The 24726-nt window shown below is 63.5% G+C and carries 10 protein-coding genes; 9 read left to right on the plus strand and 1 reads right to left on the minus strand.

The window, feature by feature from the left end; genetic code table 11:
- Nucleotides 1-43 precede the first annotated feature (43 nt).
- Genes DEH80_RS08160 through DEH80_RS08170 form a run of 4 tightly spaced genes read left to right on the plus strand, consistent with a single transcriptional unit; the run spans nt 44 to nt 11373 of the window.
- Complete coding sequence (locus DEH80_RS08160) at nt 44-7402, plus strand: beta strand repeat-containing protein (RefSeq protein WP_109720007.1); 7359 nt, start codon at nt 44-46, stop codon at nt 7400-7402.
- A 41-nt stretch (nt 7403-7443) separates the two neighbouring features.
- The gene (locus DEH80_RS17130; protein WP_165831365.1) at nt 7444-7749 is read left to right on the plus strand and encodes a DUF3467 domain-containing protein; all 306 of its coding nucleotides are present in this window, start codon (nt 7444-7446) and stop codon (nt 7747-7749) included.
- Nucleotides 7733-9442 carry an efflux RND transporter periplasmic adaptor subunit gene (locus DEH80_RS08165; protein ID WP_133249170.1) on the plus strand — a complete coding sequence of 570 codons (1710 nt, stop codon included), beginning with the start codon at nt 7733-7735 and terminating at the stop codon, nt 9440-9442. Before DEH80_RS17130 ends, DEH80_RS08165 begins: the two co-directional genes overlap by 17 nt.
- Nucleotides 9415-11373, plus strand: a complete 1959-nt coding sequence (locus DEH80_RS08170) for a site-2 protease family protein (protein ID WP_133249171.1) — start codon at nt 9415-9417, stop codon at nt 11371-11373. Before DEH80_RS08165 ends, DEH80_RS08170 begins: the two co-directional genes overlap by 28 nt.
- Nucleotides 11374-11399: 26 nt before the next feature.
- Here the strand turns inward: DEH80_RS08170 and DEH80_RS08175 are convergent, their stop codons facing one another.
- The gene (locus DEH80_RS08175; RefSeq protein WP_109720010.1) at nt 11400-12515 is read right to left on the minus strand and encodes a nucleotide-binding protein; all 1116 of its coding nucleotides are present in this window, start codon (nt 12513-12515) and stop codon (nt 11400-11402) included.
- Nucleotides 12516-12961: 446 nt separating this feature from the next.
- Here DEH80_RS08175 and DEH80_RS08180 point away from each other — a divergent pair, with 446 nt between their 5' ends.
- The 5 genes from DEH80_RS08180 to DEH80_RS08200 are packed head-to-tail and all read left to right on the plus strand — an operon-like array spanning nt 12962 to nt 24465.
- Nucleotides 12962-14452: a PorV/PorQ family protein gene (locus DEH80_RS08180; RefSeq protein WP_109720011.1), complete on the plus strand. Its 1491-nt coding sequence runs from the start codon at nt 12962-12964 to the stop codon at nt 14450-14452.
- Between the two features lie 35 nt (nt 14453-14487).
- On the plus strand, nt 14488-21213 hold the full coding sequence (locus tag DEH80_RS08185) for a Calx-beta domain-containing protein (RefSeq protein ID WP_165831366.1): 6726 nt from the start codon (nt 14488-14490) through the stop codon (nt 21211-21213).
- Between the two features lie 2 nt (nt 21214-21215).
- Nucleotides 21216-23051, plus strand: coding sequence for a CHASE2 domain-containing protein (locus tag DEH80_RS08190; RefSeq protein WP_133249172.1), 1836 nt, complete (start codon nt 21216-21218; stop codon nt 23049-23051).
- Between the two features lie 21 nt (nt 23052-23072).
- A complete protein-coding gene (locus DEH80_RS08195; protein ID WP_109720014.1) occupies nt 23073-23549 on the plus strand; it encodes an SH3 domain-containing protein in 477 nt (158 codons plus the stop codon).
- The gene (locus tag DEH80_RS08200; protein ID WP_109720015.1) at nt 23536-24465 is read left to right on the plus strand and encodes a M48 family metalloprotease; all 930 of its coding nucleotides are present in this window, start codon (nt 23536-23538) and stop codon (nt 24463-24465) included. The genes DEH80_RS08195 and DEH80_RS08200 overlap by 14 nt, the downstream gene beginning before the upstream one ends.
- Nucleotides 24466-24726: the final 261 nt, after the last annotated feature.

Raw genomic sequence — 24726 nt, forward strand, 5'->3', positions numbered from 1 at the left:
GGGCAGGACTGGGCGGGCAGGTTGGGCGTAGCGGGGTCGGGGTATGAGCATGACAAAGGCTGGCGCAACTGAAACCGCTGTCGAGGATGGATTGGTGGCGATGGAGCCCCGCATTCTGCTGGATGCGGTCATCGATTTGGGTTCGGGGGGGCTGGGATTCGACCACGTGATTCCCGATGCGCCCGATCAGAACACGGCGGGCCACGCGTTTGACTGGGCATGGTCACAATCGGACGAACTCGCAGCCACTGATGCCGTGCAGTCGGCTCGCCTGAGCGATGCGCAGGCCTCGGAGTCGATGACCGGAGTCCCGGCAGATGCGGCCGAACTGGGACGAGCGGGCCAATGGCTGGCGTCGTTCGAAGCCGCCACGGTGGCGTTCGAATCTGAACTGGATGCCTTTGTCTTGCAGCAGTTGCAGGACACGGCGTTCCGCAACAATGACGCCATTGCCCAGGAGCTGATGGCCGCTCTGGATGGGGGCGATAAGCCGGGGGTCACCGCGCATTCAGCGCCGCTCACCGGCGAGCCGATTTCCCTGGGCGCGCTGGATCCCGTGGTCGATGTGCTGACGGCCGATCACTGGTCGCAATCCCCGGATGAGCTTGCGGTTTCCCCGGAGAGCGAGGCGACGCAGGTGGGCGGATCGTCGGGTAAACCGGTGTCGCTCACGTTGGCACCGGTGTCAGATTCGACGACCGGCACCCCGCTTAGCAATCAATCGCCACCGGAGCAGGCCGCGAGTGACAAACCAGCGGCGGCTCAGTTGACGCTGGCGCCTGTCGCGGACGCCTTCGGCACGCACGAGGCCGCGACGGGGGCATCGACCGCGCCAATCGAATGGTCGGGTGCGCCCTTGGTCGCCGACACCTTCACGGTGGCATCGGAGCCGGATGCAACGACAGCCGAGGCAACCGATGGGGCCGGCGATCTCGACCATGCCTTGCTGGAAGGTTTCGATGCCAGCGAGGTCATCGATGTCCTGGCGGCAATGGCCGACGTGCTGGAGGCGGTGACCGATCGCTTGGCGCAAGACCTTGAGTTCCTGGCCACCGACCTGCCGATTCTCGGATTCAACCTGCTGGATCTGTTGGATTTCAGCAGCGGTTTCGTCAGCGCGCTGGACCAGCTGGATGCCGGCGAGCAGGTGACGTTGCAAAGCCTGGAGGCTGCTCTGGGCAGCGTGTTCGGCGACACCGCGGTCGGGCTCGCATTCGATGCCCAGACCTCGATTCTGGCTGTTGATCTGGATCTCAGCTTCATTAGCGAAAGCCTTAGTGTGCCCTTGTCGGTGGATCTGGTCTCGCTGCTGGGTGGCGCGCTGGAGAGCACGCTGGGCGAGGGCGTGGCCGATTTCATCTCGAACATGACGGACACGCGGGGCGAGGCTGCGCTGGCGGTGGATGCCACCGTGGCGCTGGACTTGTCCTTTGGTCTGGATCTGAGCGGACTGCTGGCGCCGGAGCAGGCACCAGCCACCGACGAGGCGCTGCTCGTGAGCAGCGCTGTTGCAGCAGGTGGCGCGGCCGCTGCCGGTGGCCGCACCAGTGGAGCCGCGATGGAGGAGGGCAGCGGCGAAGACAGCGCTGTGGATGATGCCGAATCGCCGATCCGGGCATTCATCGACACCGAGCAGACCAGCCTGTCGGTGGAGTTTTCGGCTGGGGTGCCGGATCTGAACATCCTGTTGGGTTTGGGCCCGCTGGAAGCCGCTGTGGTTGATGGTCACGCCCTGATCGGGGCGGGTGACGGTTCAGGTGCCCCGGCGCGCATCGCGGTGAGTTTTGGCGATATTGATGGCGACGCATTCTCAGGACAGCTTGATCTGGATGCCTTGCTGACCGGCCAGGGTACCGTCATCTCCGAATTGACCGACTTGCTGCAGATGGATGCCAGTGTCGGCATCGATGCCGCCATCCCGCTGGCCGATAGCCTCGGGCTGTTCGATGCGGCCGAGCATGGCTTGTTTGTCGCGGCCGAATTGATCGCGACCGATGGCGCACAAAGCCTCGCGGGATTGGCCTCGGCCGACTTGTCAGACATTTTCGGAGGTGTGCTGGTCGACCTGGCCCAGGGTCAGGGGCTGGGCGAAGACAGCCTGTCGTTCAACCTGCCGGATCTCAGCGAGTTCTTCAGCGATTTCAACGTGCTGGAGGTGCTCAACAATCCACGTACGATTCTCGACGGCGTCGATTCATTGCTGGGTTCGGTGGAATCTGCGATCAGCGGTTTTCTTGGCGACCTCAGCTTGCCGATCGTGGGTGGCAACCTGGCATCAGCCGTCACGATTTTTGACGACATCCGTGCGGCGATCCTGGACCCGGCCATCGCCTTGGCCACCATGCCGGATGCCGACGGCAACCTGCCGACCACGGTCGACCTGCTCACCGGCTTCATGAACGACCAGTTCAACAGCTTGCTGGGTACGCAGGATGTCGAATATATCCAGGCCTTTCTGGACACCAGCGGCGGCACGGCCGACTCGTTCATCTACGGTGCGTTCAGCTTCTCGGGCGAGCTGTTCAACGAAGCCCTGGATATCGGGTTCGATTTCGGCATTCCCGGATTCGAGATCGAGCTGGAAGAGGGATCGGCGATTAATCTGGCGGCAAGCTTCGATGCCTACATCGGTTTCGGTATCGACAGCCAGGGCTTCTTCCTGCTGAACGATACGGATCAGGAAGAAATTTCCGTCACCTTCTCGGTGGATGCCAACACGTTCCAGGGCTCATTCACGCTGGCCGAAGTCCTGGGTTTGAGTGCGGTTGCCGTGCCAAGCCAGGACCAGCTTGCTGAGGGAGAGCTGGTGCTGCCGCCAGACTTCGAGAACGGTGAAGAAGGCGTGGTTCAGCTGGTGGCTGCGATGGAGGTCGACCTGTTCGGCTCCGCAGGTACCGTCGAGGAACGCGATTTCGGCGGTATCGAGATCATCCGGGCTGCCGGGACGGTGAATGAATCGGTCGTCGGCTTCGAGAACACGGTCCGCGTCCACGAAATCATTGTCAGCGAGCTGGTCGATATTGATTTTTCGGCCGAGGTCGATGTCAATCTGCAGCTGGGCGCGCAGATTCTGAACCCGCTGACCGGCGGCTCCGTCCAGCTGGGCGGCGTGTCGATTCTGCCCCAGGTCGCCACCGATCTGATCTTCCAGGCGACCTTCGACACGGCTGCCGATGACCTGTTCGTCATCGATGCGCTGGAGTTCAGTGATGTCCGCATCAGTCTCGATGAGCTCTACGAGGCGCTGATCGCTCCAGTCCTCGACCCCATCATCTCCTATCTGGAGCCCATCGCCGGGTTGTTGGAACTGATCAGCGTGCCGCCGATCAGCTTCGCGATTGATGCCCTGGGCGCAGCGTTCCCGATCATCCGGACACCGCTGACAGTCGCCGAGATCGCGGCAGACATCGGCCAATTGGCGATAGAGTTCGCCGCCGATGGCGGCAACTTCATCTTCGGTGATTTCGATTTGCTGCCCAGTGGTCAGGCCCTGGCCGAGGGGTCGGTGACCACCTCCGGTCTGGGCCTGTCCGACGGGATATTAACCGCGCGAACCCAGAACACCTTTGGCGAGTTCGGTGAGCGTAACGGGGGCGTGCTGCTGACCATTCCTTTGTTGGCAGACCCCAGCAATGCACTGGCCTTGTTGCTGGGCAATTTCGAGGATGTGGCGCTGGTTGATGTGCAGTTTTCGCTCATCGACATGGCCATTGACTGGGATCCCGGAGCGCAGGCGGCCGAGTTGATCTCCGATGCCTTGCCCTTGGGCTTCGGCTCGCTGGCAGGCGATCTGGTCGAGGCGGTGGCCGATAGTCCCAGCGTGTTCTCATTGCTGGGTTTCTTCGGCTTCAACGTCGGCTACGACTTGCAGGGCGTGAGCGGCTTTTTGGAAAGCTACAACCCGATCCGGCTGCTCGATGGCCTGTTCATCAACAGCGGTGACGGCAGCTTGCTGGATCTGGCGTTCTCCGGTGACTACGTGATCCCGGCTTTTGGTACGCCGGTGGCCGGTATTTTCGGCGGCATTGATGGCGAGCTGGCGCTTTCAGCCGGTCTGAACGACCCGAACGACGATGGCCAGTTGCGCATTCCCGAGATTCTTGCGTTGGCGGAGTTCGTCCTCGAATCCTCGCCCGATCTTCTGGAGTTTCTTGAGATCGCCTTCATCGGCGATTTGTTGATCGACATCGATGCCGTGTACGAGGCCATCCTTGGCCCGCTGACCTTTGATGGCCCGATCTTTACGGTGCCCACGATTGAGGAGACCTTTGGTGGTGCGGATTTGCCGGAGCAGTTTGCGACGATGGCGGGTGATGGTTCCAGCGGTCAGGTCAACCTGAATGTCGGGACCAGTACGGCCTCCGCCCTGTCGGAAATCACCACCGATGGCGATGAGTCCATCGTGGTTAACGGCTCACAGGTCAGCTACGACAACAATGGTGAAACCCGCAGTTTCGCCTTGCCAGACCATACCCAGTCGCTGTTCATTCCGGCGGGTCAGGGCAATAACCTGATCGATTTGTCCGGGGCGTCCGGCTTGTCGACGCTGGTCGCGACCGGCGAGGGTACGGACACGCTCGTGCTGCCCAGCGATGGATTCCATGTGGTGTTCGCCGGCGAAGGGAGCGACCGCATCAGCATCCCCGAGGGTGCGACCGGCACCTACTGGATTTTTGGCGGCGACGGCGCGGACATCATCAATGCCAGCGGCGGCAACACCGTCGTTTTCGGGGCAGAGGACTACCAGCTTCGCGATGCATTTCTCGCGAATTTTGCCAGCGGTGGATTCTCGCAGTCGGCAGCCGAGCAGCTGATTAACGACTTGATGGCCGATACCGGGAGCAGCTCGGGTGCGGCCCTACGGCAGGGCGGCGACAACGCGGATGCGATGGCTGCCTTTATGGCGGACTTCACCGTGCAGTCCCAGAACACGGCTGGGGCCGCGGCAGACGAGATCAACCTTGGTGGCGGATCTCACACGGTCTTCGCCGGCGGTGGTGCCGACCGGATTACGTCCACCGCGCAGGCTCAATCGCTGCAGATCTTTGCCGGTGCAGGGGACGATGTGATTCGCGCAGCCGCTGATCAGGTTCTGGTCGAGGGCGGGGCCGGTGCGGATCTCATCGTGCTGGGCGATGGCGCGAATACCGTGTACGGCTATTCAGAGTCGCTGGGTGACAGCGGTGAAACGGAGGATCGTGCGCTGAACACCATGGCCCGTGCCGATGGCGATGACGTCATCTTGGGTGGCAGCGGTGTCGACCACCTCTACGGTCAGCGGGGAGACAACCTGCTGATGGGCGGGTTGGGCGATGACCTGGTTCATGGTGGCACCGGTGACGACATCCTCACCGGTGGGGTTTTCGACATCATCGATCGCTCGGGCCAGCAAATCGCCGCCGAGCAGTTGATCGGCGGCTTTGGCACGGCGCTGACGGTACAACTGGCCGAAGTGGATGACGGCGCCGACACGCTGATCACAGGTCGGGGAAACAACCTCGCGCTGGGCGGCGCGGGGTCGGATCAGGTGACGGGGGGTGCATCCGCCAGCCTACTGATCGGCGACTTCGCTCAGGTGGACGTCACCTCCAGCGGTGCCATCGAACGCATGCGCGCTGCAGCGGTGGATTCCGATCTTCAGGGCGCCGACACGCTTGTCGGCGGCATGGGGCGTGACATTCTGGTCGGCGGCGGGAGTGCCGATGGCCAGCCCGATACGCTGAGCGATCTTCACGGCTCGAATCTGCTGATCGGCGATCATGCCGATGTCGATGGCATCCGAATTCTGGATGCCGTGACCCGTGTGGATTCCGTTGCCAGCGCCCAGGGCAATGCCGACCGCATCGAGGCCGGCAGCGGTCATGACATCCTGCTCGGCGGCGAGGCTGGTGATGACATCAGCGCAGCTGGCGGCAACAACATTGTCCTCGGAGACAGCGCCTCGTTGCATTTCGCCGGGGGCCAGTGGCAACAGCTTGAGTCGCTCGCCAATACGGCCGGGGGCGCGGACTCGATTCAGACCGGCAACGGCCACGACATCATCATCGCCGGTGAGCGGGGCGACACCGTGCGCGGCGCCGGGGGCGACGACATCATCACCGGCGACCTGGCCCGGCTGGATGCGGCCACGAACGTTAGCGAGGCGACGGTCGCAACGCTGAGTTCCGGGCTCTCTGGCGACGATGTGATCGATGCGGGTGCCGCGAACGACATCGTGTTGGGCGGGGCCGGATCGGATCAGATCGAGGTCGGGGCAGGTGAGGATCTCGGTATTGGTGACGACGCCCGGGTGGGTTTTGTGAACCGGACCGACGCCGTGTTCTTCGAGAATCTGGCGGCCGACGATGGGGCGGCGGATCGCCTGTCGTCGACCGGCATCGGCGATTCGGTGCTGATGGGCCAGGGTGGCGCAGACGAGATCACCGGCTCCGAATCCGATGACATTCTTATCGGCGACTTATCCAGCCTTGAATTCATGCCGCTAACCGACGTTGATGCAAGCGCCAGTCTGGTCGAGCGGGTTCAGGGTCTGGCCGATGTCAGGTCCGATCTGGGGTTTGATGATGTGATTCTTGGCGGAGACGGCCGCGACCTGCTGCTGGGTGGATTCGGCGCGGATCGGCTGGACGGCCAGGCGGGTCAGGATTTGCTCGCAGGTGACAGTTTCATCGTCACTCGGGACTACCAAATCGATCGCACTGGCGAGCCTCAGCAAGAGCAACTGCAGTTTGAAAGTCGCTTGCCATTCGATCAGGGCGGCAACGACATCCTGATTGGCGGTGCCGGCAACGACATCATCATTGGTGGGCTCGGGCCGGATCAGTTCTTTGGCAATACCGAGCAGGATTACCTAGCCGGAGATTCCGCCGCGATCTACATGGTTGCGGACTTTGCCGCGGATGACTCGGTCGGCGTGTTCGACGCCGAACGGTTCCTGGACGTCGTGACCGTGAACTTCCCGGGTCTGGGGGCGCAGGATGTGCTTTCCATCAGCCAGGTCAACGATGTGACCGGCGGGGCGCTGGAGGAGCGCGAACGCCGCTTCGGTTTCGATCCAGATGCATCCGACAGCTCCGCTGATGATGGCTTTGCCGATTCAATGGCCGAGCTGCTCCGCAACCGAACTGAGGCCCTGCTAGACCAGGTTGCGTCACAGGCCTCCGATCAATCGCTGGCGCTGCTGCTGGCTGAGCTCGCATCGGTGGAGATGTCGGGCGCGCTGATGACCGGGCTGGCGGGTGAAGCGCTGATCGAGCAAATCAGAGCCGCGCTGGCCAGTGATTTATCTGCACTGGATCGCTATCTGCTGGACGCCATGTTGCGGCAGCTGCTCGATGCAACCGGTGCATCCCAGGGCGCCGCCCAGCCGCCGGCCGAGTCTGCTGTGCCGCAGGCGGCCTAGTCCCGGCCAAGTCAATTCAACGCAAGTCAAGGAGTCGATGCGTGAGCGAAGAAGCACCAACCAACCCCGAAGGGGGCGCCAGCGTGGATGGCGTCAAGATCAACTGGGATGACAGCAGCATTGTCAGCACCTACGCCAACATCGCGACGGCGACGGCCACCCGCGAGGAGTTCTTTCTGCTGTTCGGGCTGCATCAGAATTGGAAAGGCATGCCTCAGGACGGCGAACTGGACGTGACGTTGACGCACCGGATGGTGCTCAACCCACACGCGGCCAAACGGCTGGCCGCGGTACTCGCGCGCTCGATTCAAGTCTACGAAGACCGCTTTGGTGCCATCCAGACCTGAACCCGCACCAGCGCTGCCTGCTGATGAGCTGCCGGACTCCGGCGCAGCGGGGCCGGCGCGCATGGATGATGCGTTCGTGGCGTTGTTTGGCAGCACGGCAGAAGGCCGCTACCAGCCGATTCTCGGTCTGCAATCCGCGGCGGTTATTGCCGCGGTTGACGGCCTGGCGGGGCGTGAGAGCAAGGCGCGCCCGGAGCTGATCGAATCCGGGGCGTTCTGGCTGCTTCGGGTCTCCGCACTGGGCGCTTTGTCGCATGTCTGGGTACTGCGACCCGCCGGCACCGCCGCTGGAAAGATCGCCTTGATCCGACGCTACACCGAGGCTAGTCGGCGGCTTGCTGCTGGGTCCCTGCCAACCGCACAAGTGCCACCCGTGGAATCGTCGGCAGACTCGCGAGCTGGCAGCGGGCGGGCGGTGATGGATCGTCTGCGCGCGGTGATGCGGCAGACGCCGGGGCGGCCCCGCGCCTGGCTGGGTGAGATGCGGCTGACGCTTGGGCGTGAGACCGGCTGGCCCGGCGTCGGCCTGCTGCAGCTCCGGGGCGACCGGGTGCTGTGGTGCGAGCTCACGGCCGAGAATACCGGCAAGCTCCAGGACAGCCTGCACGTGTTCGTCGCGCAGCTCGTGGCTCAGGGCCAGCGATGCCTGCGATCCAGCCAGACCTGGGGGGATGAGCCGTCGGAACTCGACAAGCGGTTGCTGCTGGAGGAGCACGGCCTGTCGGGTTTCTCCTTGTTCCTCCCCGCGGGGTCTGGGGTGGCCTTGTTTGTCGCCGCGGATGTGGACGAGGCCACAGGTCTGGAGCTGGTCGATTTGCTCAGCCTCAGGGCGGCCCCGCGCGCATCGCTGGTCGGTCGCCTGCGGTCGCGTCGCGGCCTGGCTGGCGTCCTCGCAGTTCTCGGCCTTGTATTGCTTTGGCCGATACCGATGGAAGTGGGGGCGCCTGCGACGCTGGTGCCGGCGGACTCGCAGGTGATTGTTGCGACGCAGGCCGGCAAGCTGGCAGCGCTACACGTTGGTGTCGGTGATCAGGTGCGGGCCGGTGATGTGTTGGCTCGCATGACCGCACCCGAACTCATCGAGGCCGATTTGCAGGCCTCGCTGGATGCGATGCTGCAGTCGCTCAATGCCAAGGAAGCGCTGTCACGTGGTGATTACGGGGAATATCGGATCCTGCAGCAACGTGAGGCCGTGTCCGCCCTGCAGGTCGAGCAGGGGCAACGCCGGCTTCAGGAACTCGAGATTCGAGCGCCCGCGGATGGACGCATTGCCGATGTGTTGACGCCTGATCAGCTCGGCGCCCTGAAATCGGTGGGCGACTTCGTGGCTGAACTGCAATTCGGGTCCGACATGCATGTCCTCATCGACCTCGGTGCAGCAGACGCGGCGCAGGTCGAGCCCGGCATGTCGGGGGATCTCGTGGTCCGGGGCGTGATCGGGCAGGCGTTTCCGATTCGCGTTCTGACGCACCCGGTGGCGCGTAGCCAGCCTGATGGGCAGTCGATCACACAGCTGCTGGCAGCGGTCGAACGACCGGGGCCGTCAGCCCCAGGCGATGACTTGCTGTTCAAGGGCTTGACCGGCTTCGCGCGGCTAGATGGTCCACGACGGCCGCGCATCTATGTCTGGACCCGACCGGCGATCGAATACCTGCAACTGGCCGCATGGAAGTACCTCGGACTGCCCCTTTAGCCGAGGCCACGCTTCGCTTGTCGCCGGAGGCCCGGCGGCATCGCTACCTGTTGTGGGACCCGGCAGCCGATCAGGCCATGGATATGCCGCCGCGTCAGGCCGAGCAATTCCTGCTGGCACGCGATGCTCTGCAATCGGGGCAACGACCGCAGGCGCTGGACACAGCAGCGGTCGGGTCGATGCTGACGCAAATCGATGCCGCAAGGACGGCCGCACACAAACGTCGCCGGCCTCGATTCAATCCCTTGTTCTTCAGCTTGCCGTTGCTGCAGGTCGCCCCGTATCAGCCTCGGTTGCGACGGATCGCCGCGCTGGCCTATGGATGGCCGGGGGCGCTGATGCTGGCTGGCCTGATGCTGCTCTGCGGCGTCATGGCCACCCAGTCCCAGTTCGCGCTGACCGGCAGTTTGGATCAGGTGTTTTCGGTGGATGCGTTGCTGGCGTTTTCGCTGCTGGCGCCGGTGCTCAAATTGTTCCATGAGCTGGGTCATGTGCTGGCGGCCACGCGCTTCGGGGTGCGGGTCGGTCGGGCGGGCATGATGTTCGTGGCGCTGTATCCGCTACCGTTTGTGGACTGTTCCCGCGCCGATCTCACAGCCACCCGGACACAGCGCATCATCATCAGTCTGGGCGGACTGCTGGCCGACGTCACCATCGGGCTCTGTGCCTTTGTGGCCTGGCACCTGACAGACAGTCCCTGGCAGAAGCAGCTGTTTGGTCATGTCTTCCTGTTCAACACGCTGTCAACGCTGCTGTTCAATCTCAACCCTTTGATGAAGCTGGACGGCTACTTCGCCCTCAGCGATGGCTTGTACCGGCGCAACTTTCACGCCCAGAGCAGCGTGGCGTTGTCCCGGCTGATGAGCACGCTGGGGCGGGGGGAGTTCAGGGCCGCACAGGTCCTGGCCATCACTCGATGGCCACAACTGCTGTTTGCCGTGGCAGCCCTGATCTACAAGGTCTATATCCTTGCCTTCATCACTTGGATGCTGCTGCCACGGTATTACGGCCTGGGTGCATTGGCCGTGGGCTGGGGGGCGGTGCTGATGTTTGTGATCCCGCGGCTGGCCGGGGCGTCAAAGCCATCGCAGGGTGCTGGCACCGGGCGGGCGTGGCTGCGTCGGCGCTGGCCATGGCTGATCCTCGCGCTGTTTGGCCTGCTGTGCCTGCCGTTGCCGCATCGGCTGACGCTCCCCGTCAGTCTGGACGTGCAGGGGGCTTATGCCGTCAGGGCCCAGGAGGCGGGTGTGCTCACGCGTTTGTCACCACCTGGGCCGGTCGAGGCGGGCAGCCTGTTGGCGCTGCTGCGGAATCCTGAGCTGGATCGCGCCGTGACGCTGGCCCAACAAGAGGTGCAGGTCAGCGAGGCCGCGATGGACGCAACGCGCGGCGGCGAGCCCGTGGCGGCGCAGGCGGCCAGCGAGCGACGGCGCGCTGCCCGTGACATTGCAGCGGTGGTGGCGGCCAAACGTGAGGCGCTATCCGTATCAGCCGCACGGGCGGGTGAGTTCATGCCCGACCCGTCGCTACGCCCTGGCGACTGGCAGAACCCGGGTGACCGCCTGGGCAGTCTGCTGCCGACCGGGCCCTCGGCCGCCCTGGTTGGGCATTTCCCTGAGTCGTATGCCCAGCGCTTTCGTTCGGGCGATTATCGTCTGTCATTGCGGCTGCCAGGCCGCCATCGGGTGTTGGATGAAGACCTCACGGCCTCGCTGAGCCGTGTCGAAGACCGTGGCATGCAGGCAGGGCGTCAGCTGCGTATCGACGTGGTGGCCGGGCTGCGTCCCCAGCAGATTCGCGCGGGTATGGGGCATCTCAAAATTCGCTTTGCGAGCGAACCGGTCTGGCGACATCTGGTCTTTCATGCCCGGCGCTTGCGGCTGCAATACTTCCAGGCCCGGGCTTTGGCCCAGTCACCCCGGGGCGAGTGAGGATGTGTTCGCCGGGGGCGTGCGGTTCAGTTCTGGATTAGCGAATCGGCCGAATGGCCATGCGACTCCAGCAATGCCATCACATCCTGCGGTCGGAAGAACACGCGCAGCTTCCAGGCATCCCGTGATCGCCCCTGCAATTGTTCGGTGTTGAGCGTGTCGAGGAGTTGCTGAAGGCGGTGTTGATCGGCTTCGCTGAGATCAGGCGGTGTGGAGGGCTGAGCAGCAGACGCCTTATCGAGCTGGCGGACGATGCGCTGCACAGACGCGTGTAAATCGACCGCCGTCGGTTGCTGCAGAAAGCCTGGAATATTCAACTGGAACCGGCGCATGGCATCGTTGGCCGGCAGTTGGCCCAGTTGCTCGATGGACAGTCCCAGCCGGTTGCGGCAAAGCGTCAGCAGATTGTTCACCAGCTTGTTGTCATCATCCGGCCGGCTGCGGTTGATGATGAGCCCCGGCTTGAAGGCCTGGGCGATTTCGTCGATCAGCCCCGTGGCCTGGGGAGCGACATCGGCTGCCATCTGACGCAGCCAGTCGACACCGAACTGGCGCTGATCCTCCGGGGCCGCCAGGTCGAATTCCACGGCATCGGCCAGGGCAGGGTGGTGACGGAACACCGCCTGCAGGCGGCGGTGGAACGCGGCCTTGATGAACCCATACGCGTTCATGACCGCAGCCGGTTGAGGTTCCGTGACCACCAGCCCGAGGTCGGCGGCGCCGAAGAAATCGAGGGTGTTAAAGGCTGTACCGGCGCCCAGGTCCAGGAGGACGACATCGGCGTCGATCGCCCGGATGTGGCGCAGCAGTTTGAGCTTCATCCAGTGCTGGGGGGTTGCCAGGCCGGGCACGTCATCGGCCCCACGCAAGAGCTGGAGACCGGATTGACCGGACTCGACCAGCAGACCATCCAGCGTGTCGGTTTCCCGGCGGAGGAATCGGGCCAGTGTCGGCGTTGTGTGATGTATGCCCAGATAGCTATGCAGATTCGCCGCACCCAGATCCAGGTCGGCCAGCACGACGCGGCGCCCCCGGCGCGCCCATTCCGTCGCCAGTGCAATGGCGACCACACTTTTGCCCACGCCGCCCTTGCCGCCACCAACGGCAATCAGGCGCTTGGCCTTGGGTGGTAGACGAGTCATGGCGGGCTGTTTTGCGGGGTGAACGGGCTGGGCATGTGACAACGCGGCGGTCCGCCATCAGGGGTTGATGCAGCGGCTGAGGCAAGTCTCGTGCGAGGCCACGCTGCGGGAATCGCAGCAAAACCCTTCGAGATAGCCGCTGCGGGCAGGTGAACCGAGTCTCCAAAACAGCAAATGGTGAACAGCCCGATTTCGTACCGTTTATCCGCAGAAAAACGCCCTTTGTTCCTGCAGTTGCGGCGATCTCGCCCAGCGGTGGCTGTCGTCGATTGGCGACAGAACTGAGACGCGGAGCAGATTTCATCGACTCGGATGATTGCAACGCGTCGGCCGCGCGCTATGTTCAGCAGACGCAATGAGCCGCGCGGGGGCTGCGGCTCAGTTTCAAGGGAGCGGGGCGGAACATGGTTGATTGCATGCGGGTGACGGCCGGAAGCCGTTGGCTAATGGGGGTTTGTGTACTGGGGCTGACATCGGTGGTCTCCGCGCAGGAGTACCACTACTGGACCAACCAGTTCGGGACACGCTCGGCATTGATGGGTGGTGCCATGGTGGCCGGAGTCCGGGACACCAGCGCCACGTACTACAACCCGGCCGGGCTGGCCTACGTGCCCGACCTGACCCTGTCGATCAACGCCGATGCCTACCAGGTGCGCTCCATCAGCATCGAAGACGGTGCCGAGACGGGGCGGCCTCTGGAATCCTCGCAGCCTGGCTCGGTACCCCTGCTGCTCAGCGGGACAGTCCTGTTCAATGACGTGAAGCTGGGCTACAGCGTGCTCGCCCGTCAGTCGGGCGGGTCACAAATGTCCGAGCGGCTGCAGTTCTCCCAGGATTTACTTTATGGCGGCCGTACGGTGGACATGCCGGGCGGGAACAGCCAACCAGCGTTTGGCGAGCAATCCAGCGGCCAGCTGGAAGACTACCGCGGCCAGATGAGCTACAGCAGCAACCTCAGCGAGTACTGGGCCGGCCTGTCTTACGGGACCCTGCTATCGGATCGCTGGTCTGTCGGCGCCACGGCCTATGCGGCCTACCGCAGTCAGTCGTCACTCATCGCCCAGACCGCCCGGGCGGCCAACCAGGTGACCCATGTGGCCGCCACGCAGGCCTACAACCGAGCGGTGGAATTCCAGAATTTGCGAGCGCTGCTCAAGCTGGGCGTTGCGGCTGACTGGGAATGGATTAAGGCGGGCCTGACGCTGACCACGCCCAGTGTGTCCCTGTCGGGCAGTGGGTCCAGCTCGCTGGTGTTCTCGGACATCAACAATCCCATCCAGGCCAACAATGGTGATCAGCTGCTCGACGGCCGCCAGGACAACCTGGACGCCGAATACGAGAACCCGATGTCCGTTGCCTTTGGCCTCGAGTTTCTGCTGGGCCAGACGCGCCTTGCGTTGGCCGCAGAATGGTTTGACAAGGTTGATCCCTACACGGTGGTCGATGCCCGTTCCGAGAACCTGGTGCTGGGCAATGCCAATACACCGGTCGATGCCGACGAGGTTCTGGAGGTTCGTGACAGAGCCCGTAGCGTGACCAACTTCGCCATTGGCATCGAACAACGCGTCAGCAATCGATACACCCTCTACGTAAGTGCGCGCACGGATAAATCGGCCTTCGACCGGGCGCCGAATGACCCCAGCCTGTTCCTGAACAATAACAACTACGACATGGGCATCACGACCTGGGACAACAACAACATCACCGTCGGGTTCTCGCGCACATCCGAAAAATCCCTGTTGTCGGTTGGCTTGTCCTACACCTTTGCCAATGAATCCGACTACCAGCGGTTTTCCAGCGTCCGGCCCTTTAACCAGGGCGGATCCAGCTCGTCGTTCTTCCTCGTGCCGACACCCGGTGAGTTTGGAGGGGACGAGACCGATGTGAGTGCAAGCACCGTCAGCTTTCTGATCGGTTGGACGTACTTCGTCAAATAACAGCTTTTGGCCGTCGCAGCACGATGCGACGCAGCATGGGGGCGGTCGTTGAGGCCGCCTGGGAGGAGCGGGATATGCGTCAGGATCAAGTACAACCTCAACCGGGTCACAGGTCTTCGGGCAAACATTGGCTGCAGCGACTGGCGCTGACCGCGCTGATGGTGCCCTGTCTGGTCATCGGTGGTGACGAACTGGCGCGCCAGTACATCGTGTTCCAGTACCAGGCCAACGATGCCGCCATCGGCGGTGAACAGACCGCCCCGGCCGTGGCGACCGCGGGCGGGCTGCAGTCGATCGGGTCCAACGCCGATGGCAGCACGCGGGTCGATCCGCTGGTGACCGTGACGGTCTGGGAAAGTCCCAACCAGGATGGCGATACCGACGGCGACCGGAACATCTACGGCTTGCTGCGCATCACCGATGCGGTGACGGCAAACCCCATCGAGTACAGCGATGGGGACACGACCTTCCCGGGCTGGACGCATCAGGAGATTCGATTCGCCGTCAACTCCGATGGGGCCGGCGATCAGTCGGAGCCGCGCGTGGCGATCACGGCCTCTGATGGCAGCTTTCCCCAGACTTATCAGGTCCTCGTCACCTGGACGGACTCGGGATCAGGTGTGCCCGTGGTCAAGGGCCGATTGTTCGCGTTCCAGTCCGATGATGCGAGCACGCTTGCGCCGCTGGACGGGCAGGGTGAGTTCACGGTGTTCCCGGGTACGTTCACGACCACACGTGCGTCGGACGTCGCGTTTGATACCACGGCCGATCCCATTCGGCGTTTTCTGGTGTCTGCCATCTTCACGGCTGACGCAGGCACCGACCGCGGACTTATCGTCCGGCAGATCGCCGCCGATGACGCTGCAGGCACGGGCAATGTCATCACGCTCGTGGCCACAGAAAGCGCGGGAGCACCTGTTCACCCGCTGACGCAGCGCCTGGCAGCCGGGCGCAATGTGTTCGGGCTTGTGTGGGATTTTGATGATGGTGCCGGCCGCCGGGATGTGCGTTGGCAACTCTTTGGTGCAGATGGCAGCGAGTATCTGGCCGCGCAGCGGGTCTCTCAGGTCGATGGCGGTGAATCCTATGCACGACCAGATATCGCCCTGGGGGATATCTGCCCGGACGACGCGTTGGATGATTGCGCGGATAGTTTAGACAGTTCCGAGTCTTCGACGTCACTTAGTCCTGATCACGTTCTTCTGGTGATGGAGCCGAACCACTATCAGCTCATCCCGAACGAGAACGGGATGACTGGTCCAGCGAGCTACACACTTCCTGATAACTTGCAGACGATCGATTCCAGCGTAGCGTCGGTGAGCGGGCCGCAGGTCGTGACCGTTGGCAGGGCTGAGCGTGAAGGAGCGCAATCTAACACCGCGGGTAACTTCGGAAACTCCGCTGTGGACAACTATCCTCCCAAAGGTGAGGACTTCACGTTGACTTGGGTGCGAAGTAGTGCGCTGCCCGGGGTCGAGAGCGAGGTCATGGGGCGCCGTATCAGCCAATCGGATGACGTGACATTGACGGCGATCGGCCCGCTCCCTGCCGAACACAATGCCGCCCAGAATGTTGCTGTTGCGGGTTTCCCGTTTTCGCTCGTTGTGCGGGAGTACTGCTCAGATTTCGGCCAGGTTGATGGGCCGGATGATGGGACCTATTACTTCACCTACTGCCGTTCCCAGTTCATGGACTACGCCCTGGCATGGCAGGCATCCGGGCCAAATGACGATGGCGACATCTTTGTATCCCTGGTCGGGGATCCCGGTGGTGTCGATCTTGATCTAAGCGTTTACGACGGGCCTGCAGAGGCCGAGGAAAATGAGGCGGGCCTCGCATTTACAGCCACGGTCAAGAACGCAAACAACCTGCCGGCGGGGCCCGGTTTTACCGTCAGATTCCAGACCCCTTTCTCGGGCTTTACACGCACCGATTTTAATCGCTGGGCCTGTAATGCGGAGTCAGGCAGCGAGACCAATCGCGTCTGTACATACATCGGTAACCAGTTGAATCCCGGCTTCGAGATCCAGCTAAATTACGTAGCTACGGCGCCGGGCAGTGGCGGTGAGCTGAGCTCGATAGCAACGGTTCACGCCGACGAAGGCGGGCAGGTCTACGATGGAACGGGGAGTTCCATGCCCTCTGAAGGCGGCTTTGGTGGGGTGGGCGACAATCCGGGCGAGGAGAAGAACCCGGATACAACTCGACAGAGCAAGACCGTCGAGACCAGCGTGAACAGCACCCCACCGGTCGTCTCCCTCCCGGAAACCACCAGCGAGGTTCTGGAAGACGCCGGCACGCTGACCGTCACGGTGGCGCTGGATAAAAACGCCGAGGATGAGGTGTCGATCCCCTACAGCCTGTCGGGGACGGCGACCGCCGGCGACGATTATTCCAACTTCACTGCATCGCCCATCGTCATTGCGGCCGGCAGTCGCGAGGCCACGATTCAGGGAACGGTGGTCGATGACTCGCTGGATGAGGGCCGTGAGACAGTGGTCATCACCCTGGGCACGCCCACCAATGCAACCCTGGGTGCGAATGACACACACACGCTCACGATCCAGGACGATGATCCGCTACCCACGCTGAGTGTTGCGGATGTCACGGTGACCGAAGGCGATGCCGACACCGTGAATGCGGTATTCACCGTCTCGCTGTCGGCGGCTTCGGGCCGTGCGGTGACGGTGGCATATGCCACCAGCGATGGCAGTGCGCGCACCGCGGATGGTGATTACCAGGCCCGCAGCGGGACGCTGAGCTTTGCGGCCGGCGAGACGACGAAAACGGTCACGGTGCCGGTCCAGGGGGACACCCGGGACGAGGCCGACGAAACCTTCGAACTGGGGCTGAGCGATCCGTCCAATGCGACGGTGACCACCAACTCGGCCACGGGCACCATCACCGACGATGATCCGTTACCGGCGCTGTCGATTGCGGATGCAAGTCAGGCTGAGGGCGACAGCGGTACACGCGACCTGCAGTTCAGCGTTCAGCTGTCAGCGGCCAGCGGCCGAGACATCACGGTGGCCTATGCCACTTCCGATGGCACCGCCACGACCGCAGACTCGGATTACAACGCGGCCAGCGGAACCCTGACCTTCGCCGCCGGAGAAACGCAGAAAACCATCGAAGTCTCGATTGTCGGAGACACGCGCAACGAGGCCGATGAGACCTTCGAGGTCACACTGAGCAACCCGGCGCAGGCGACATTGGATCAGGCCACCGCCACCGGCACGATTCAGAACGACGAGGGCTTGCCGACGTTGAGCGTGGCCGATGTCAGCGTGGCCGAGGGTCATAGCGGGACGACGGCCATGACATTCACGGTGGAACTGTCTGCCGTGAGCGGTCAGACGGTGACGGCCGATTATGCAACGGTGGAGGGCACGGCCACGGATGGAGATTTCGTGGCTGCGACGGGACAGATCACCATCCCGGCAGGCCAGTCTACGGCCAGTATCGAGATTAGCGTGCAGGGCGACCGCCTGGACGAGGCCGACGAGACATTCGATCTGGTACTCAGTAATCCGGGTAACGCGGCACTGGAGGATGGACGGGCCACGGGCACCATCGTGGATGACGATGCGACGCCGAGCCTGGCCATCGCAGCTGCTACGGTGACGGAAGGCAATAGCGGGCAGCAGACGCTAACGCTGGCGGTCACGCTGTCTGCGGCCAGCGGTCGCACGGTGACGGTTCGTTATACGACGCGGGATGGCTCGGCCACCACGGCAGACGGTGACTATCAGGCGCGCAGCGGACAGCTGAGCTTTGCGCCGTCTGAAACCAGCCAGTCGATTCAGGTCGCCGTCAACGGCGACACCCGCCACGAGCCGGACGAGCAGTTCTCCGTTCGTCTCAGCGAGGCCACGAATGCCACCATTCAGACCGCGACGGCCAATGGCACCATTACCAATGACGACGCCGTGCCGGAGTTGCGTGTAGGCAACGCACAGGTCGAAGAGGGCAACAGCGGCACCGCCACGCTGAACTTCACCGTGAGCCTGTCGGCTGCCAGTGGGCAGGCCGTGTCCATGCAGTTCGCGACGCGCGACGATTCGGCGACGACTGGTGATTCCGACTACTCGGCGGCCAGCGGCTCTCTGACGATTCCTGCAGGCGAGACGAGTCGTCGCGTGGCCGTCACGGTTGCCGGCGATACGCGCAACGAGGCCGATGAAACCCTGCAGCTGGTGATCAGCGAGGCGCAGAACGCACAAATCGTCGATGCAACAGGCGTCGGGACCATCGTCAATGACGACCCGCTGCCGGCACTGCGAATCGAGGATCGTTCAATCGCTGAGGGTGATTCGGGGACCTCACGTCTGGTGTTCCCCGTCAGCCTCTCGGCCGCCAGCGGACGCATGGTCACGGTGAGTTACCAGACCGCCGATGGCACGGCCACGACGGCAGATGGTGACTACGTGGCCGCCAGCGGTTCTGTGGCTTTTGCACCCGGCGAGACGGCCAAGACCATCGAGGTGCAGATTTCGGGTGACACCGTGCGTGAGGAGGATGAATCCTTCTCGGTTACGCTGTCTTCTCCGGCCAATGCCAGTCTGGAGCGGGCGGCTGCCGCAGGCACCATCGTCAACGACGAAGGCGTGCCCACTGTGACGGTCGCAGACGTGGAGATCGCCGAAGGTGACAGCGGACTGAGCCCAGTGGTGTTTGAGGTTCGCCTGTCGGCGGAAAGCGCCAGCGCAGTCACGCTGGACTTTGCGACCCGTGACGGGTCGGCGACGACCGTCGACAACGACTACGAGAGCAGCTCAGGCACGTTGACGTTCGCTCCGGGCGAGACGGCCAAGTCGGTCACCGTGAACGTGCGTGGCGATGCGCTGGATGAGGCCGACGAGCAATTCCAGCTGCAGCTGAGCAATGCCAGCGGTGCGGCCATTGGTGATTCTTCGGCGACCGCGACCATTACGGATGATGATCCCCTGCCTGCGCTGAGCATCGCCGATGTCACCTATGGCGAAGGCAATAGCGGGAGTCGTGTGGTGGAGATGACCATCAGCCTGTCCCGTACCAGCGGGCGCGATGTCTCACTGAGCTGGGCCAGTCGCGATGGGACGGCCACGACGGCGGACGGCGATTACCAGGCCGGTTCCGGCAGTCTGACCATTCCGGCCGGTTCGGCGAGTGCCACCATTGGCCTGCAGCTAGGGGGTGATACCCGGCACGAGGCCGATGAACACCTGACGGTGACGCTCAGCAACCCAACCCATGCCACCCTGGCCGATGACACCGGGCGGTTGACCATTCGCAACGATGACGCGGCCCCTGCGCTGAGCGTGAGCGATGTGTCGGTCACCGAAGGAAATAGCGGTGATCGAAATGCCGCGTTTGTGGTCCGGCTCAGCGCGGCCAGTGGGCGCACCGCCAGCGTGCGATTCGCCACTGCAGACGGTTCAGCCACCGCCAGTTCAGGTGACTATGTGGCACGGTCCGGCACGCTGACCTTCCAGGCCGGCGAAACCGAAAAAACCGTAGGTGTCACGGTGCGCGGGGATACGCGGGACGAACCCAACGAGACCTTTACCCTGGCCTTGAGCCAGCCCAGCGGTGCCAGTCTCGGTACGTCGACCGCCACGGGCACCATCCGTGATGACGATGCCGCGCCTAGTCTGAGCGCCACCGGCGCATCGGTCTCGGAGGGTCATTCGGGCACGTCCTCACTGGTCTTCCAGCTGGACCTGTCGGCAGCCAGCGGCAAGACGGTTGCCGTGTCTGTGGCGACGGCCGATGGCTCGGCCTCGCAGGCCGCAGGTGACTACGAATCCGTGGCCACTCGCGTGAGCTTTGCGCCAGGCGAGACGCGCAAGCAGGTCGCGGTTCCGGTTCGGGGCGATCGGCTCAACGAGTCGGATGAGACGCTGGCATTGACCCTGGGCTCGGCGAGCAATGCCACATTGGCCACCACGTCGGTAACCGGCACGATCGTCAACGATGACCCCCTGCCAGCGCTGTCGATTGGCGACACCACCTTGGCGGAAGGAGACAGCGGCAATACGCAGGCCCAGTTCACGGTCCAGCTGTCTGCTGCCAGCGGCCGCGAGGTTCAGGTCAGCTACCAGACCAGTGACGACAGCGCGTCTGCCAGTGCCGGCGACTACGTCAGCAGCAGCGGCACGCTGGCACTGGCACCCGGCGAAACCTCAGCCACGGTGACGGTGCCGGTCAGTGGCGATTTGCTGGATGAGGCTGATGAGCGCTTTGTCGTCACCTTGAGTGCGCCGGTTCGGGCGACCTTGGCGGACGCCGAGGCGGTGGGACTGATTGAGGATGATGACCGGATGCCAGAGCTGTCCATCGCATCGGCCGGCGTTCTGGAAGGTGATAGCGGCACGGTTAGCCTGCAGTTCGATGTAAGCCTTTCCGCGCCGAGCGGCCGCGCAGTCTCGGTTCGCTACGCCACTGCGGATGGAACAGCGACCACAGCTGACGGGGACTACGACGCCACCAGTGGCCAGCTCAATTTTGCGGCGGGTCAGACCATACGATCGATTTCGGTCACGGTGCGCGGGGACACGAATGTTGAGGCCGATGAGCAGTTCACCGTGGTACTGACGGATCCCGTCAACGCCGTCCTCGAGACCGCCAGCGCGACGGGTGGGATTGGCAACGACGATGAGGCCGGCGGTGGCGGTGGTTCGGGCAGCCTGGGTCTGTTGTGGCTCTGGGGCTGCCTGCTGGCCGGCTGGATGCGCCGCCGAGCCCTGGCCGAGCTGGGGAGGTCCCGACAGCCGGGCTGACCATGAACTGGGTACAGTCCCGGCGGGTCTGGCTTGTCGCCGCCTTGCTGCTAATCGGCCTGGAGTTCCATGTGCTGGGGCTGGGGCGGGGGATGGATCAGCGCTTGTCGGATCAGCTGACGCGCCACGCTGCCTATCAGCACCCGGCGGATCCGGACATCGTATTGGTGACCATCGACGATGCATCGCTGAACCGGCTTGCCCCGGTGCTGGGACGGTTCCCCTGGCCGAGGGGGGTGTACGCGGAACTCATCGAATTGTTGAGTCAGTTCGACCCCAAGGCCATCGTGCTGGATGTGTTGCTGACCGAGCCCGACGCGTTGCGGCCCGCGCAGGACCGGGCGCTGGCCCAGACCTTGGCGGGCTGCCCATCGTGTTACCTGCCGTTGTTGTTGCTACGCAACGAACGGGAGCAGGTGGCCGCGGGGTTCGATCTGGCATCACTGGCGCCGCAGCTTGGTTTGGAGGCTGCAGGTGCTCAGGCGAGCCATCCGCCCATGTTGCTGCCGGTGCGGGAGTTGATCCAGCCCGGGCAGGTGGGTGCGGTCAACGTGCCGTTGGACCCGGATGGTCTGCTACGGCAGTACCGACGGCGCTGGCGAGCAGGGGCTTGGTGGGTGCCCTCGTTGCCCTGGCAGGTGGTCAAGAATTGGCGACCTGCAACGGGTTCGGCGGCACCCGCAGATGATCTTGTGCGCCTGCGTTGGAGCGCTGGGACGCCGGGCTGGTCCAGCTATGGCTTTGCCACCGTCTATGAGGGGCTGATCAATGGGCAGGATGCGTGGTCATCCCGCCTGACGGACAAACTCATTATCGTCGGTGCCACCGCATCCGGGTTGAATGATTTTCATCACACGCCTCTGGGGCATCACACCCCGGGTATGGACGTGCTGGCCACGGCAGCGCGTGGATGGTGGCGGGATGATTTCTATCGCTCGCTGGACGCGCCGATGCTCTGGGGTCTGAAGTGGGCTCTGGTGCTCGGCGCGCTTGCCTGCGTCATGCTCGCTCGCCGCTGGCTGGTCAGCGTGTTGCTCACCGCTGGCCTGATGATGGTGACCCTCATCGTCATGCGCCAGGCTTTCGTCGGTGGCTGGTATCTACCGCTAGGTCACGCGGTGTTGATTGGTCTGAGCGTGCTGATCATCGATCTGATTCGCCGTTACCTGGTGACGCGACAGCAACGCCAGGCGATTCGTCAGCATTTCGGCCGCTTCGTGCACCCCGAGGTTGTCAGTCAGCTCATGGGGATGCCCGATGTCCGGGCCGATGCCCGGGTTGGCCGGAGGGTGCCGGTCACCGTCATGTTCTCGGATATTCGCGGGTTTACGACCTTTTCGGAAACCCGCTCGGCGCAGGTGGTCTTCAATGCCCTGAACGGCTATTTGGAACGCCAGACTGCGGTGATTCTTCGCCACGGTGGGACCATCGACAAGTTCATTGGTGACGGCATCATGGCGTTTTGGGGGGCTCCGCTAGCTGACGCGCATCAATGTGAGGCCGCGGTGGCTGCGGCCTGCGAAATGCTCGCCGAGGCCGAGCGGTTTTCGCAGGAATGGGCCGAGGAGTTGGGGGAGCCTTTCCGCATCGGCGTGGGTCTGCACCAGGGCGAGGCCATCGTCGGGTTTCTGGGGTCTGCAGACCGGCTGGATTACACGGCGATTGGCGATGTGGTCAATCTAGCCAGCCGGATCGAGGGACTGACCAAGGGGCTGGCACCGGTGTTGGTCTCCGATACCGTGCGCAAACAGTGCGACGCCAAGCGCCGCTTCACGCCCATGGGGGCGCATACGGTCAAGGGGCGGGCCGAAGCGGTGGAACTCTATGCGCCGAACTGACCAGCAGGGGGGAGGAACGTGATGCGACGACTTGGAATTTTGCTCATGCTGACCGCGGCGAGTTCGCTTCCCGCGCTCGCCGGAGAGGGGCGAATCATCCAGCCGGATGTGCTGCGGTCTGACCCAGGCTTCCGGGCGGAGCGACTGGGGACCGTGCCCATTGGCACGGTGGTCGAGATTCTCGAACAGGATGGCAATTGGGTGCAGGTGACGCTGCCCCAGCCCGCGACGGGCACGACGGCGGTGACCGGCTGGGTACGGTTGCTCAATGTCCACGTCTTCGAGCAAGACGATCACCTGAATGTCGTGTCCGATAGCGCGTATGGGGCCGACTCCGAGTTAACGGTGGCGACCGCGGTGCGCGGGATCGACGTGGAACGGATCGGCCGTGCAAATGCCGACTACAACGCGTTGGCGGCGGTATCGGGCTATGCGGCTTCCGATGAGGACGCCAGACGGTTTGCTGCAGACGGAGGCCTGACCCATGAACCGAAGTAACCTGTGGCTGCTCCGGGTCGTTTCAGTGGTCGCCGGTCGCCTATTGCCCCTGGTGCTGGTGTTCTTGACTGCTTGTGCCGGTCAGCATTTTGATCCGGATTCGCGCCTGGGCGCGGCGGCTACGGCACTGGGTTTGAGCGATGACGTGGATGAATCCCGGGAAATTGAACTGGGCGAGCGGGCAGCGGCCCATTTGTTAGGCGCTTACCCGCCGGTCGAGGATAGCCGGCGTCAGCGCTACATCAACCTGGTGGGCCGCTGGGTGGCGCAGCAGTCCCAGCGTCCAGCCTTGCCCTGGCGCTTTGCGTTGATTGATGACCCCGCCATTAATGCACTGGCGGTGCCGGGTGGCATTGTGCTGCTATCCAGCGGGTTGTGGGACCTGCTCGAAACCGAAGCCGAACTGGCTGCGGTACTGGCTCATGAGATCGCCCATATCGAACAACAGCATCACATGCGAGCGCTGGTTCATCAGGGCGTGTGGGGGCGCTTGCTTAGCCACAAGTTGGAGTTTGCCAACCGCTCGGGTGAGCGGGTCGTGATTACCTCGTCCGGACTGTACAAGCTACTGGCCACCAAACTGACACGGGAGGACGAACTGGCATCCGATCTCCGTGCCCACGCGCTGCTCGAGTCGGCCGGGTATGACAGCCACGCGCTGTCCAGCGTGTTGCGACGCATGGCCGAGGTCAACACCACAGACGAAGGCCGGCTCAGCTATCTACTGAGCACCCATCCGCCCATGTCAGACCGGCTGGAAAGCCTGCAGACAGATGCGCCGCATCAGGGTGACGCCGGGACTCAGGGACGCGATCGCTTCCTGGCGATTGCTCAGGGTCGGACGACCTTCGACGCGCAAGAGGCGGAGGAATCCGGCCCCGATCTCATCCCTACATTGTTGGACTTGTATTTCTAGCGAAGCGCCAATCTATTCGCACCGCCGAGACGGCGCCGGTTTTCCCGCGAGCCCAGGCAGAGTGAGTGCCGCTTGGTTATTCCAAATCAGCGCACGACACGAATGCGTCGGGAACGTATTCGGACGGCCGCAGGCCGGCCCGAAGGGCGAAGCGCATGGACGCGCTTCGCAACGCAGGATCGCGGGAAAATCGGCCCGTTCCGTCTGGATTGCGCCTGCAAACAGGCCAGACTGCGTTAGTCGGCGCATCCATGCGCCTCC

It is taken from the genome of Abyssibacter profundi (assembly GCF_003151135.1).
GTDB classification, from domain to species: Bacteria; Pseudomonadota; Gammaproteobacteria; order Nevskiales; family OUC007; genus Abyssibacter; species Abyssibacter profundi.